Raw genomic sequence first — 12,744 nt, 5'->3', positions numbered from 1 at the left:
GGATGCACCGTCGTCCATCGTGCCACGTCACGTGGCGGTGTTCACCCGCTACCCGTCAGCCGCGCGTGCCCTTCTCGCGGATCTGGTCCATGATCGTCGGATCCGACAGGGTCGAGGTGTCGCCGCCGTCGCGGCCCTCGGCCATGTCCTTGAGCAGGCGACGCATGATCTTCCCGGACCGCGTCTTGGGCAGCTCGGGCACGATCGTGATGTCGCGGGGCTTGGCGATCGGGGAGATCTCCTGCGACACCTCGGCCCGCAGTTCGTCGATGAGCTTCTGACGATCCTCCTCGGCGTCCACGTTGCCCCGCAGGATCACGTACGCGACGATCGCCTGGCCGGTGGTCTCGTCGTTAGCGCCGACGACGGCGGCCTCGGCGACCGCGCGGTGACCGACGAGGGCCGATTCGACCTCGGAGGTCGAGATGCGGTGACCGGAGATGTTCATGACGTCGTCGACGCGACCGAGCACCCACAGTGCGCCGTCGGCGTCCCACTTGGCGCCGTCACCGGCGAAGTAGTAGCCCTCCTCGGCGAACCGGGACCAGTAGGTGTCGCGGTAGCGCTCCATGTCGCCCCAGATGCCGCGGAGCATGGCCGGCCACGGCTCGGTGATCACGAGGAAGCCCTGCTCGTCCGGCGCGACCTCCTTGGCGTCGCCGTCCACGATGGCGATCTCGATACCGGGCAGCGGCCGCATGGCGGAACCGGGCTTGGTCTCGGTGACGCCCGGGAGCGGGGAGATCATGATGGCGCCGGTCTCGGTCTGCCACCAGGTGTCGACGATGGGAGCCTTGCCGCCGCCGATGTTCTCGCGGTACCAGCGCCACGCCTCCGGGTTGATCGGCTCGCCGACCGAACCGAGCAAGCGGATCGATGACAGGTCGTGCGCGGCCGGGATCTCGTTGCCCCACTTCATGAACGTCCGGATCAGGGTCGGCGCGGAGTAGTAGATCGTGACGCCGTACTTCTCGATGATCTGGAAGTGGCGGTGCTCGTCGGGCGAGTTGGGGGTTCCCTCGTAGACGATGCACTCGGCGCCGTTGGCCAGTGGGGCGTACACGCCGTAGGTGTGGCCGGTGACCCAGCCGACGTCCGCGGTGCACCAGTAGACGTCCTCGCCGGGCTTGTGGTCGAAGACGTTGTGGTGGGTGTACGCGGACTGGGTGAGGTACCCGCCCGAGGTGTGGACGATGCCCTTGGGCTTGCCGGTCGTGCCGGAGGTGTAGAGCAGGAACAACGGGTGCTCCGAGTCGAAGGCCTCCGGCGTGTGCTCGGTGGACTGCTCGGACATCGCCTCGTCCCACCAGACGTCACGGCCGTCGGTCCAGTCCACGTCGAGACCGGTCCGGCGGACCACGAGCACGTTCTGCACGGACTCGGCGTCGCCGTCGGCATCGACGCCGTTTCCGGAGAGCGCGTCGTCGACTCCCGCCTTCAGCGGTGCGGGCTTACCGCGCCGGAACTGCCCGTCGGCGGTGATGACGAGCTTCGCCTCCGCGTCGTCGATGCGGGAGCGCAGCGCGTTCGGTGAGAATCCGGCGAACACCACGGAGTGGGTCAGGCCCAGGCGGGCACACGCGAGCATCGCGATGTAGACCTCGGGCAGCAGGGGCATGTAGATGGCCACGCGGTCACCGGCGACGAGGCCGAGCGAGCTGAGGTAGTTGGCCGCCCGGCTGACCTCGTCCTTGAGTTCGGCGTAGGTGATGTCGCGGGCGTCGTCGCCGGGCTCGCCGATCCAGTGGATGGCCACACGATCGCCGTTGCCGGCCTCCACGTGGCGGTCGACACAGTTGTAAGCCACGTTGAGCTTGCCGCCCACGAACCACTTGGCGACCGGCGCGTCAGACCAGTCCAGGACCTCGGTCCACTCGGTGTCCCAGTCGAGTCGCCGAGCCTGCTCCTCCCAGAAGGCGAGACGGTCGCTCGACGCGCTGTCGTAGAGGTCGGCCTGCGCATTGGCCTGCGCGGCGAAGTCGGGGTCGGGAGCGAAGGACTGGTCGTGCTCGGGAGCGGTCATCAGCGGCTCTCTCTCGGGATCAGATTTCACGGACGGCCGGGATCGTCACGGCGGAAGCGACCGGACCGATGTATGTGAGCGTAGTCACATGCGGCGCACCGTGTTCGGGATCTGGCCCGGCGGGGGGAGGCCGGGGGAGGCCCGCCCGATCCCGTTCACTCGCGAGGGGGGTTCTCTCCCTTCGAGGAGCCGTCGTCGGACGGCGGCCCGGCGGGTGTGGCGGGCCCCGGGCCGGAGGACTTCGCGGGTTCCGGGGTGTCGGTCGACGAGGATGAAGTCGCGGAGCTCGTCGTCGTCGACTCGTTCCCGCTCTCCGACGTCGCGCCCGTCGGTGCCGTGGTCCCGGTCGATGCGGGTGGGGTAGCCGGCCGGCGCGGCGCGCCGGTGCCCGACGACGTGCCCGTTCCCTCTGCGCTGTCTCCGACCGCGGCCCCGCCGCCGCTCGCCGGCGTGCCGCTGGTCGTCCGGGCGCTGTCCGTCTTGCCCGCACCCGCCGGGGTGTCCGTCTTGTCGGCGACGGCTGTCTTGCCGACGCCCTCGGCCTTGCCGGTGCCCTCGGCCTTCCCGACGCCTGCCGTCTTGCCCGCGCTCGTCTCCTTTCCGCCGCTCGGCGCCGACTCCCCGGTCGCCGTCCCGGGCCCGGACGCGGAGGTTCCGCGAAGCCGCGTGAGGGTCTCGATGCCGTAGTACTCCAGCAACCTGGCCTCCTGCTCCGGCGTGAGGGCGTCCTCGGTGTTGTCGGGGCGCGGGGAGTCGCGGATGACGGCGCGGGTGTGGTCGACATGGAGTTCGTCATCGAGGAGTCGCGCGCCGTGGAGAGGGACGATCGCGTCGGCGGAGAAGATCCCGGTGGCGACGGTCGCGAACGTCGCCTTGCCACTGGCATCGTCAACGTAGATCTGGCGCACGGTGCCGACCTTGGCCCCGGTCGAGTCGAAGGCGGTCGCGTCGAGCAGCGCGTCGAGCTGGTCCTTGAGATTCACGAGGGCCTCCGGGATCGAGGTGTAGGGGCTGAGCCGGGCGCGTGCCCCGACGGATTGGGCTGATTACACCAGCTCGACACCGGTTGAGGCAGCTGAAAATCACCTGTGTCGGCCGATTCGCGCCGGGTCGGTAACCTCGACCCGTGACCTCCACCGCCCCCGACCCGCTCGCCCCGCTCCTCGCCCTGCCCGGTGTGGCCGAGGCCGCGGACGCCGCCCGGGCAGCCCTCGCCTCGGTGCACCGACACCCCGCCAACCGCCGCGGATGGCCCACCACCGCCGCCGAATCGGTGCTGCGGGGTGCGCGCGCATCGGCCGGCGTCGAGGGCGCGTCCGTCCGCCTGGACACCGACGGCGAGCAGGACGAGGTGCTCTCGGCAGCGCTGCGCGTGGCCGGGGAACTGACGGGCGAGTCGCTCGACCGCGCCGTGTCCGTGTGGACCCGCTCGCCCCTCCAGGAACTCGCCCATCTGCACCTCCTCGCGGCGTCCGGGCCCGGGGTGGACCCTCAGGGTCTCGGCCGGCCGCGCCCGGAGGCGGGGGTCGCCGAGCGTCTCCAGGGCCTCGCCGAGTTGATCACCGGTGGCACCCGCGCGCCGGCGCCCGTCCTCGCCGCGGTCGTCGTCGGCGAACTCTCGGGCCTGCGACCGTTCGGGTCCGCGGACGGGATCGTCGCCCGGGCGGCGTTCCGCCTGGTCGGGGTGTCGACCGGGCTCGACCCCCATGGCCTGGGCGTGCCCGAGGTGACCTTCTATCGGGACCCGGAGGCACACCGGGCCGCCCTGCAGGGATACATGAGCGGCACCGAGGAGGGCGTGACCGAATGGCTCCTCCATTGCTGTAGAGCCCTCGAGGCCGGCGCGCGCGAGGCCACCTCGATCGCCGACGCAGCCGGGGGCTAAGCGGAGCGCGCCGGTGGCCGAACGGGCCGGGCGCGCGCGAATGGCGGGCCGACCGGAGTCGACCCGCCAATTCACTGCGGTGCATCGAGAGATCCGGGTACCAAGCGTCCTGTGATCCGCCGTGTCGCCGGTCCGGGACAACCGTCGGTGACAGCTGGCGCGGACCCACGGCTGGTGTTGCCTCTCGGGCGTTATCCGTCGCGTGGGTTTCCGAATGTCGATGACGGTGAGGAGGGCGGGGGGCCGTGACTTCTCTTCCGTCCCGGTCCTGGCGTCTTCACCACCGTGCCCTGAGCATGCCGCCTGTGACCGGCCCGGGGCGATGGTGGGATCGCACAAGGAACACGGGAACTCGTGGGGGAGTCCGGCTATCGCCCGTGCCCGTCGCCGACGCCGATGATGAGGTGTTGCCGACGCACCGCACGGGCCCGCCCCGCCGCCGCGCGCACCCGATGGTGCGCGCTACCGCCCCGCGTGTCGCGCGGCCCGGACGAACGACACGGTGGCGGACCCCACGGCCAGGACGATGGCCGCCACCCCAACGATCGGCCCGGTCGCCCGTTCGAGCGTGGGCAGCAGCGGAGTGGGGTTCTCGAACGTCAGGATCGGCCAGCCCCGCTCCAGCGCCTCGCGCCGCAGTGCGCGGTCGGGGTTGATGACCGTCGGGTGGCCGACCATGTCGAGCATGGGCAGGTCGGTGGAGGAGTCCGAGTAGGCGTAGCTCGCCTCGAGGTCGTAACCGTAGCGCTCCGCGAACGCGCTGATCGCCTCCGCCTTGCCGGGACCCTGGCAGTAGAACTCGATCGATCCGCCGTAGCGGCCGTCAGCGTCCCGGTTCATCCGCGTGCCGGCGTAGTGGTCCACGCCGAGCATCCGGGCGATCGGCGCCACCAACTCCTCGCCCGAGGCGGACACGATCACCAGGTCGTGGCCCAGCGCGCGGTGCTCGGCGAGCAGGTCCTGGGCCTCGGCGTACACGGTCGGGGAGACGGTCTCCTTGAGTCCCTCGGTGACGATCCGCTCGACCTGCTCGGGCGACCACCCCTTGGTGGCGGTCGCCATGGCCTGACGCACCTTCTGCATCTGCTCGTCGTCGGCGTCGGACAGGCTGAACGCCAGCTGCGTATAGGCCAGATCGATCACCGACCGTCGCGACAGCAGTCCCTCGCCGAGGAACGACTTGTTGAACGCGAACACCGAGGAGGTCGCGATGATCGTCTTGTCCAGGTCGAAGAACGCAGCGACCCGGCGAGGGCGGTGCGACATCCTGGGGCCCGGTGGGCGTGGGGCGGACACGCCCCAACGATACGGTTCTTGTGCTGGCGACGCAGATGGGCGATACTGACGGTGCCCGTGATGGGCATCCCCCTAAGGTGCTCAGTTCATCCCCCCGAGAACTGACACTTCTGAGAGACCGCCGCACCCCCTGCCGCGGTCTCTCGCATTTCGCGGGCTCGGCTGTACCGGACAGCTGCCGACGCGCCCACCGCACAGTGCCCTCGCGAGCTTTCCCCGCGGCACGTTGTCCACAGCCCCGTCCCCCTCCACAGGCGGGCCGCCGTGGGCCTCCGCGGAGCGGTCGACGGGCGGGTGGATGCGCGAGGCTGAGCCCCGTGAACACGACTACGAGAGCGCGGTCCGTCGCGGTGGACGTCGCGGACCCCGATCTGGACGCCGACGTGCGTGCCGTCCTGGCCGCCCTCGCCCTGGACACGGACACCCGGGCCGGGAACCACTCCGAGGTGGTGGTCACCGATCGCGCGGACGCCGTGGTGGATACCGGTAGGTCACGCGTCGTGCGGGTGGGGTCTGACCGCGACCGGGGCGACGACGACGAGGTGGTCCGCCTGCCGTCCGGCACCGGCGATCTCGTGGGTGCGCTGCTCGCGCCGGTGCGTACGCGGTCGGGTCCGCTGATCGTGGTCGCCGGCGCGGTGGGCGGCTGCGGGGCCAGCACCCTCGCGGCGGCGCTGGCGGTTCGGGCTGCGCCGTCCCTCCGGACCCTGCTGGTCGAGGCGGACCCGCACGGCACCGGCGTCGATCTGGTGCTGGGCGTCGAGGAGCGGCCCGGGCTACGGGTCGAGGACGTGCGCGCCGACCTGGGCGGACCTGATCCGGAGGCCCTGTGGGGTGCGGTGCCCGAGGCCCTGCCCGGACTCGGCGTCCTGGCGCGGTCCAGGAGTGGACCGGTCGTGGCCGACCCTGTCCGCGCCCTCGACGGCGCCCCGGGAGCGGAGCAGGCCCACCGGTCGGCCGGGGGACTCGTGGTGAGCGATCGCGGTGGGCTCGCCGACGGCGGGCCGGTGTTCGCCGGTGCGGACCTCGTCGTCGTCGTCACCAGGGCCGACCTCCAGGGCGCTGTCGCCGCCGGGAACGCGGTGCGCGACCACCCGGGCGTGGTCCTGGTCATCAGGACCGGACGCGGCGACCCCCTGCACGCCGCCGACGTCGCCGACGTGGCCGGGGCGAGGAACTGGCACGTCCTGCCGGAGATCCGGGCGGTCCGCCGTGCGGCGGGCGCCGGTGAGCTGGCGGCCGCGCTCCATCGCGGACGGGCGGGCCGGGTGCGACGACTGGCCGCGCTCGCCGACGCACTGCTGGAGCAGGTGGACCTCGATGAACGGTGACGATCCGGCGGTGGTCGCACCGCCGGCCGACCTCGTCGACAGGGTGCGCGCGCGGCTCGCCGGCCTGGGCGTGGAGCCCGAGCCGGACGAGGTGGTCCGCGCGGTGCGGGCCGAGTCCGGGGTGCTGCACGGCCACCTCGACCTGCTGCGTACAGCGCGATTGGTCCGCGAGCACCTGGCCGGGGCCGGGCCGCTCGAGGCGCTCCTCGCGAGCCCCGGTGTCACCGACGTCGTGGTCGACGGGCCGGGGCCGGCACTGGTGGACCGCGGACGCGGCCTGGAGGAGACGGACGTCGTCGTACCCACCGAGGCCGAGCTGCGGGCGCTCGCGGTACGCCTGGCCGGACGGGCGGGTCAGCGGCTCGATGACGCCCGACCCTGGGCCGACGGCGTGGTGCGCTCCCGCGACGGGATGGCGTGGCGACTGCACGCGGTTCTGCCGCCGGTGGCCGTGGACGGGACCTGCCTGTCGCTGCGCGTGTCGCGGCCGGCGCAGGTGACCTTCGACCGGTTGGTGGAGGCGGGGACGGTGCATGCCTCCGCGGAGCCGCTGCTGCGGGGGCTCGTCGACGCCCGGGTGGGCTACCTCGTGGTGGGTGGCACCGGCTCCGGAAAGACCACCATGCTCGCGGCGCTGTTGGGGCTGGTCCCGGCGACCGAGCGGCTGCTGTGCGTCGAGGATTCCCCCGAGCTGCGACCCGCGCACCCGCACGTCGTGCGACTGGTGGTGCGGCACGGCAACGTCGAGGGCGCCGGACAGGTGACCATGGCCGACCTGGTCCGGCAGGCACTGCGCATGCGACCGGACCGGATCGCGGTGGGGGAGGTGCGTGGCGGCGAGGTCGCCGACCTGCTGGCCGCGCTGAACACCGGCCACGACGGCAGCGCCGGCACCGTCCACGCCAACTCGCCCACGGAGCTGCCCGCCCGGCTGGAGGCGCTCGGCGCGCTGGGCGGACTCGACAGGGCGGCCCTGTCCGCACAGGTCGCGGCGTCCCTGCGGGTGGTGGTGGGGATGCGCCGGCTGCCCGACGGGCGGCGGGGCGTCGACTCGATCGGGGTGGTGCGGCGCGAGGCGCACGGGATCGTCGTGGACCCGGCCTGGCGCGCCGACGGTGGGGCGGTTCCCGGCCGCGCGGGCCTGGACGCGGTGCTCGGGGCGAGGGTCTCATGACGGCCGCGGTGCTCCTCGCCGCCGCGCTGCTGGTGTGGCCGGGCGGGATCGCGGCCGGCAGGGTACGCGCGCTCGGGGTCGGCGGTGCGCGGCAGGCGGGCGGTGCGGGGCAGGCGGGCGGCGCGGGCGTGGCCCGGCTGCGGTACGCCCTCGCGCAGGTGCCGATCGGCGTGCTGTGGCCTGTCGCCGCGGGCACGGTCGCGCTCGTGGCGGCGGGCCCGATCCACGCCTGCGCGGCCGCCGTGCTGGGTGGCGCCGCGGCCGACCTGCGCGGGCGGGCCACCGAACGCCGACAGCGTCTCTCGCGACTGGGGGCGTGGGAGCGTGCGCTCGACGACACCTCCTCGGCCCTGCGTGCCGGCGCCGGGCCGGGAGGCGCCCTCGGGCAGGCCGCCGACGCCGCGGCCGCGCACGACCCGCGGGTGGCCGGGATCCTCGCCGCGGCGGGGTCACACGCCCGCCTGGGCGGCGACGTCGCGGCAGCCCTGCGACCCGCCGGAGGCGACGGCCCGGACGGGGACCGGGTCGCCGGGGAGCTCGCCGGCGCCTGGCTCCTCGCCACCCGACACGGGGTGGTGCTGGCCGACGTCGTGGACGGATTGCGGGCCGACGTGGCCTCGCGGCGGCAGCGGGCGCTGCGTGTGGACGCCACCCTCGCCGGACCCCGAGCCACCTCCGTCATCCTCACCGCGCTCCCCGGACTGGGCGTGCTCCTGGGGTCCGGCTTCGGCGCCGACCCGCTGGGGGTCCTGGGCAGCGGCGCGCTGGGCGGCGGGTTGTGTCTGGCCGGGTCGGTCCTGCTGTCCGCCGGACTGCTGTGGACCGACCGCATCGCGGGCGGTGCCGCCCGATGACCGCGGCCGTCCTCCTGCTCGCCGCCGCGCTGTGCGTGGCACCGTGGCGCCCGCGGGCCGCCGACAGGGCGGACGCCCTCCCGGTGGGTGCCGAGGGATCGACACCCCGGGCGCGCGACAGCGATCGACCCGGCGGCAGGCTCCCCTCGAAGGTGGCCGCCCGCGCCCTGGCCACGATCACGCGCCGCGGCCCCACCAGCGCCGACACCGGAGCCCTGGCCCAGCTGGTGGACCTGCTGGCGGTTGCGTTGCAGTCCGGTCTGCCCGTGCCCGACGCACTGGCCGCGGTCGCCGACGCCGTCGATCACTCCGATCCCGCGTCGGCGCGTCCGTTGCGGGCGGCCGCGGCGCGGATGCGGCTGGGCGCCGCCCCGGCCGAGGCGTGGCGGGAGGTCCCGGACGCCGCCCGGCTGGCCCCGATCGCCCCGGTTCTGGCCCGCGCGACCGACGGCGGCGGGTCGGTACTGGCCGCGCTCGGACACGCCGCCGATCGGTTGCGCTCCGAGGCGGACGCCGTCGCCACCGCCCGGGCGGAGCGGGCCGCCGTCATGGTCGCCGGCCCGCTCGGCCTGTGCTTCCTCCCGGCGTTCGTCTGCCTGGGAGTCCTCCCCGTCGTCGTGGGCCTGGCCGACGGGATGCTGCCGGGAGTCCTGCCGTGAGCGGACCGGCCGGCCACACCGATTCCGGGACGGAGACGCCGCCCCGGTCACCGAAGAAGGAGAACCCAGATGAACACCCACTCCACCACCCACTCCACCGCCCGGAACGCCGCCTGCACGCCAGCGGTCTCCGGCGCGCCGATAGCCCGGGCCCGTGCCGCCCTGGCCAGGCGGTTCAGTGCCGTGACCAGACCGGACGCCGGCATGTCGACGGTCGAGTACGCCGTCGGGACGATCGCCGCCGCCGCGTTCGGCGCGGTGCTCTACACCGTGGTCAGCGGCGACTCGATCCCCGACGCGCTCGGCGGGATCATCGAACAAGCCCTCAACACCTCGGTGTGATGGCGCTGCGGCGGCTCCGGACCGCGTCGGCCCGCGACGACGGGTCGGTGACCGTGGAGGCGGCCCTCGGCATCGCCTCCCTGGTGCTGGTGTTCGGCGTCGCCGCCGCCGGGGCCGGCGCGGCGCTCACGCAGATCCGGGTGGTCGACGCGGCGAGGGAGGCCGCCCGGGTGGCGGCGATGGCGAGCGCGGGCGACGGGGTCGCGGCGGGACGGGCGGTGGCTCCCGGTGCGGAAGTGTCCGTGGACGGCGGCGGGTCGTACGTCACGGCCGTGGTCGTGGCCCCGGCGCGGGGCCTGCCCGGTGTCGAGCTTCGCGGCCGGGCGGTCGCGCGGACCGAGCCGGGGGCGGTGGGATGACGCCCCCCGTACCTGACCGATCCGGTGCGGCCGCGCCCCGTTCGCCGGGGTGGCGGCGGGTGGTCGACGACGACGAGGGCGCCATGACCGTCATGACCGCCTTCGCCGTCGCCGCGGTTCTGGCACTGACGGTGGCGGTTCTCCTGGTGGGACGGGCCGCGGTGGCCGCGCATGCGGCCCGGGCCGCCGCGGACCTGGCCGCGTTGGCCGGAGCGCACGCCCTGCGCGCGGGGCAGGACGCGTGTGCCGCGGCGGCCGGGATCGCGGCCTCCAACAGTGCGGAGTTGTCGGTCTGCCGGGTCGACGGCCACGACGTCGTGGCCCGCGCCGAGGTGCGCGTGGATCTCGGGGTGTTCGGCGTGCGGTCGGGCTCGGCGGTGGCCCGGGCGGGGCCGGCCTGACGGGTCAGCGGGGACCGGCGGCGGGCCCGGCCGGCGCGGGCTCCCCGACACCCACGCCGCCCAGCTGTCCCACCACCTCGGTGAGCAGCGCGATCGCGCCAGGCTTGGACAGTGGGTCGTTGCCGTTGCCGCACTTGGGGGACTGGATGCAGGACGGGCAGCCCGATTCGCATTCGCAGGAGCGGATCGCGGCCAGCGTCGCGCCGAGCCACGCGGTCGCGCGCCGAAACCCGCGTTCGGCGAAGCCCGCGCCGCCCGAGTAGCCGTCGTAGACGAACACCGTGGGCAACCCGGTGTCCGGGTGCAGGGCGGTCGACACGCCGCCGATGTCCCAGCGGTCGCACGTCGCGACCAGCGGCAGCAGCCCGATCGCCGCGTGCTCGGCCGCGTGCAGCGCCCCCGGCCAGTCCGCCTCCTCCAGCCCGGCGACCCGCAGCAACTGCGGGGTGAGCGTGTACACCACGGCCCGCGTGGCCAGAGTGGTCTCGGGCAGGTCCAGCGGGGTGACGTCGAGGATCTCGCCGCCACGCAGCCGCCGCTGGTAGCCGGTCACGCGGGTGGTCACCTCGACGTCGGCCAGCGAGAGGGTGACGGGACCGGCGGGTACCGACTCCAGGGTCTCGATCAGGTCGATCGACACCTGCTCACGTGCGCTGGTCGTCCAGTCCGGCACCTCGGGGTGGCACAGTGCCAGGCCGTCCTCCAGGTTCAGCTCGTCCACCACGAACGACTCACCCTGGTGCAGGTAGAGCGCCCCCGGGTGGACCTGGGAGCGGGCCCGAACGGAGTCGATCGTGCCGAGCATGCGGCCGTCGACCGCGTCCACGATCACCACCTCCGCCCCACCGGTGCCGCGGATGTCGACCTCGGCGTGCGGGGTGTGGTCGTCGGCGGCCGGGTACCAGCCGGCCGGTCGGCGCCGCACCAACCCGTCGGCGGCGAGCCGTTCCAGCACGTCGGTCGCACCCCACGCGCGGGCCTCGTCGTGCGGCATGGGCCGCTCGCTCACGGCGCACCTGAGCTGCCCGGCCAGCAGGACGGGGTTGCGCGGGTCGGTGACGGTGGCCTCGACCGGGCGGCCGAGCAGCGCGTCGGGGTGGTGGACGAGGTAGGTGTCGAGCGGGTCGTCGCGCGCGACCAGCATCACCAGGGCGCCCTGTCCTCGGCGTCCGGCGCGGCCGGCCTGCTGCCAGAACGAGGCGATCGTGCCCGGGAAGCCGGCGCTGACCACGGCGTCGAGCCCGGAGATGTCCACGCCCAGTTCGAGCGCCGAGGTCGAGGCCACGCCCACCAGCTCGCCCTCGGCGAGGCCGCGTTCGAGTTCGCGGCGGTCGTCGGCCAGGTAGCCGGCACGGTAGGCGGCGATCCGTCCGGCCAGCTCGCGGCCGCGTTCCCCGTGCTCGGAGGCGAGCCGCTCGCGGGCCCGCAACGCGGTCGACTCGGCACCGGCCCGCGACCGGACGAAGGTCAAGGTCCGCGCACCCTCCGCGACGAGGGAGGCCATGAGGGTCGAGGCCTCGACCGGGGCGGGCCGCCGGACCGGCGCGCCGTGCTCCCCGGACAGGCCCTCCATCAGCGGTGGCTCCCACAGTGCGACGGTCCGTCCGCCCTGCGGGGAGGCGTCCTCGGTGACCTCCACGCACTCGCGCCCGACCAGCGTGGTCGCGGCGACGCCGGCGTCGGAGGTGGTGGCGGAGGCCAGGACGTAGGTCGGTGCGGCGCCGAGCGCCCGCGCGAGACGGTCGAGCCGGCGCAGGACCAGGGCGACGTTGGAGCCGAACACCCCCCGGTAGGAGTGACACTCGTCGACGACGACGAAGCGGAGCCCCCGCAGGATCCGTGTCCACTGGCGGGCCCGGCCGAGAAGTGACAGGTGGAGCATGTCGGGATTGGTGACGATCCACCGGGAATTCTCCCGGATCCACGGCCGGGCGTCGGTCGGGGTGTCGCCGTCGTAGGACGCAGGTGCCACGTGGGAGAGCTCGGGCACGGCGTCCACCAGCGAGATGACGGACGACAGCTGGTCCTGCCCGAGTGCCTTGGTCGGGGCCAGGTAGAGCACGCAGGCGCCCGGGTCCGCGGCGAGCGCGCTGAGTGCGGGCAGCTGGTAGCCGAGGGACTTGCCGGACGCCGTCCCCGTCGCGACCACCACGTTCCGGCCCGCGTGCGCGTGCTCGGCGGTGGCCACCTGGTGGGCCCACGGGCGCTCGACCCCGCGGCCACGCAGCTCGTCCACCAGACCGGGGTGCGCCCAGGCCGGCCAGTCGGCGTGCCGGGCCTCGCGCGCCGGCAGGTCGACGGCGCGCGTGAGAGGTGACGCCCCGGCCGGCAGCTGCTCGAGCAGGTGGCCGAGGAGTTCGCGTCCGTAGGTCGTCACCCCTCGACCGTAGAGGGCTGATCACCCCGTGCGCCGGATCGGC

Annotated in this window: 12 protein-coding genes; 8 read left to right on the top strand and 4 right to left on the bottom strand. The window is 74.2% G+C overall.

What is annotated here, in order from left to right; translation table 11 throughout:
- Nucleotides 1-55: 55 nt before the first annotated feature.
- Nucleotides 56-2,023, bottom strand: coding sequence for an acetate--CoA ligase (acs, locus tag CK206_RS08465; RefSeq protein WP_096906148.1), 1,968 nt, complete (start codon nt 2,021-2,023; stop codon nt 56-58).
- A gap of 155 nt (nt 2,024-2,178) precedes the next feature.
- The gene (locus CK206_RS08460) at nt 2,179-3,006 is read right to left on the bottom strand and encodes a PRC-barrel domain-containing protein (RefSeq protein WP_143337709.1); all 828 of its coding nucleotides are present in this window, start codon (nt 3,004-3,006) and stop codon (nt 2,179-2,181) included.
- 143 nt (nt 3,007-3,149) lie between these two features.
- On the opposite strand from CK206_RS08460, the gene CK206_RS08455 reads away from it, so the two are divergent.
- Complete coding sequence (locus CK206_RS08455; protein ID WP_067711427.1) at nt 3,150-3,908, top strand: oxidoreductase; 759 nt, start codon at nt 3,150-3,152, stop codon at nt 3,906-3,908.
- Nucleotides 3,909-4,370: 462 nt separating this feature from the next.
- Here CK206_RS08455 and CK206_RS08450 read toward each other — a convergent pair whose 3' ends face one another.
- Nucleotides 4,371-5,204, bottom strand: a complete 834-nt coding sequence (locus tag CK206_RS08450) for an HAD family phosphatase (RefSeq protein WP_096906146.1) — start codon at nt 5,202-5,204, stop codon at nt 4,371-4,373.
- A gap of 317 nt (nt 5,205-5,521) precedes the next feature.
- Between CK206_RS08450 and CK206_RS08445 the strand changes: the two genes are divergently transcribed.
- From CK206_RS08445 to CK206_RS08415, 7 genes are all read left to right on the top strand, one after another.
- Nucleotides 5,522-6,535 (top strand): chromosome partitioning protein, encoded by a 1,014-nt coding sequence (locus CK206_RS08445; protein WP_132062774.1) that lies wholly within the window; start codon nt 5,522-5,524, stop codon nt 6,533-6,535.
- Nucleotides 6,525-7,709 (top strand): TadA family conjugal transfer-associated ATPase, encoded by a 1,185-nt coding sequence (locus CK206_RS08440; protein WP_067711434.1) that lies wholly within the window; start codon nt 6,525-6,527, stop codon nt 7,707-7,709. Before CK206_RS08445 ends, CK206_RS08440 begins: the two co-directional genes overlap by 11 nt.
- A complete protein-coding gene (locus CK206_RS08435; protein ID WP_067711437.1) occupies nt 7,706-8,563 on the top strand; it encodes a type II secretion system F family protein in 858 nt (285 codons plus the stop codon). Before CK206_RS08440 ends, CK206_RS08435 begins: the two co-directional genes overlap by 4 nt.
- Nucleotides 8,560-9,222 (top strand): type II secretion system F family protein, encoded by a 663-nt coding sequence (locus tag CK206_RS08430; protein ID WP_082923650.1) that lies wholly within the window; start codon nt 8,560-8,562, stop codon nt 9,220-9,222. The genes CK206_RS08435 and CK206_RS08430 overlap by 4 nt, the downstream gene beginning before the upstream one ends.
- A 69-nt stretch (nt 9,223-9,291) precedes the next feature.
- Nucleotides 9,292-9,564: a DUF4244 domain-containing protein gene (locus tag CK206_RS08425; RefSeq protein WP_371606853.1), complete on the top strand. Its 273-nt coding sequence runs from the start codon at nt 9,292-9,294 to the stop codon at nt 9,562-9,564.
- Nucleotides 9,564-9,923: a TadE family type IV pilus minor pilin gene (locus CK206_RS19860; protein ID WP_159981113.1), complete on the top strand. Its 360-nt coding sequence runs from the start codon at nt 9,564-9,566 to the stop codon at nt 9,921-9,923. Before CK206_RS08425 ends, CK206_RS19860 begins: the two co-directional genes overlap by 1 nt.
- Nucleotides 9,920-10,324, top strand: a complete 405-nt coding sequence (locus CK206_RS08415; protein ID WP_371606852.1) for an Rv3654c family TadE-like protein — start codon at nt 9,920-9,922, stop codon at nt 10,322-10,324. The genes CK206_RS19860 and CK206_RS08415 overlap by 4 nt, the downstream gene beginning before the upstream one ends.
- Before the next feature lie 4 nt (nt 10,325-10,328).
- On the opposite strand, the gene CK206_RS08410 is transcribed toward CK206_RS08415, so the two are convergent.
- A complete protein-coding gene (locus CK206_RS08410) occupies nt 10,329-12,701 on the bottom strand; it encodes a DEAD/DEAH box helicase (RefSeq protein ID WP_096906144.1) in 2,373 nt (790 codons plus the stop codon).
- Nucleotides 12,702-12,744 lie beyond the last annotated feature (43 nt).

This window comes from Dietzia sp. WMMA184, assembly GCF_002441635.1.
Classification (GTDB): domain Bacteria; phylum Actinomycetota; class Actinomycetes; order Mycobacteriales; family Mycobacteriaceae; genus Dietzia; species Dietzia kunjamensis.
This window is presented reverse-complemented; position numbering and strand designations above follow the sequence as displayed.

Excerpts from the sequence above, each read along its gene's own strand:
- CK206_RS08415 (WP_371606852.1), top strand. The coding sequence starts at position 9,920 with ATGACGCCCCCCGTACCTGACCGATCCGGTGCGGCCGCGCCCCGTTCG.
- CK206_RS08425 (WP_371606853.1), top strand. The coding sequence starts at position 9,292 with ATGAACACCCACTCCACCACCCACTCCACCGCCCGGAACGCCGCCTGC.
- CK206_RS08430 (WP_082923650.1), top strand. The coding sequence starts at position 8,560 with ATGACCGCGGCCGTCCTCCTGCTCGCCGCCGCGCTGTGCGTGGCACCG.
- CK206_RS08435 (WP_067711437.1), top strand. The coding sequence starts at position 7,706 with ATGACGGCCGCGGTGCTCCTCGCCGCCGCGCTGCTGGTGTGGCCGGGC.
- CK206_RS08440 (WP_067711434.1), top strand. The coding sequence starts at position 6,525 with ATGAACGGTGACGATCCGGCGGTGGTCGCACCGCCGGCCGACCTCGTC.
- acs (WP_096906148.1), bottom strand. The coding sequence starts at position 2,023 with ATGACCGCTCCCGAGCACGACCAGTCCTTCGCTCCCGACCCCGACTTC.
- CK206_RS19860 (WP_159981113.1), top strand. The coding sequence starts at position 9,564 with ATGGCGCTGCGGCGGCTCCGGACCGCGTCGGCCCGCGACGACGGGTCG.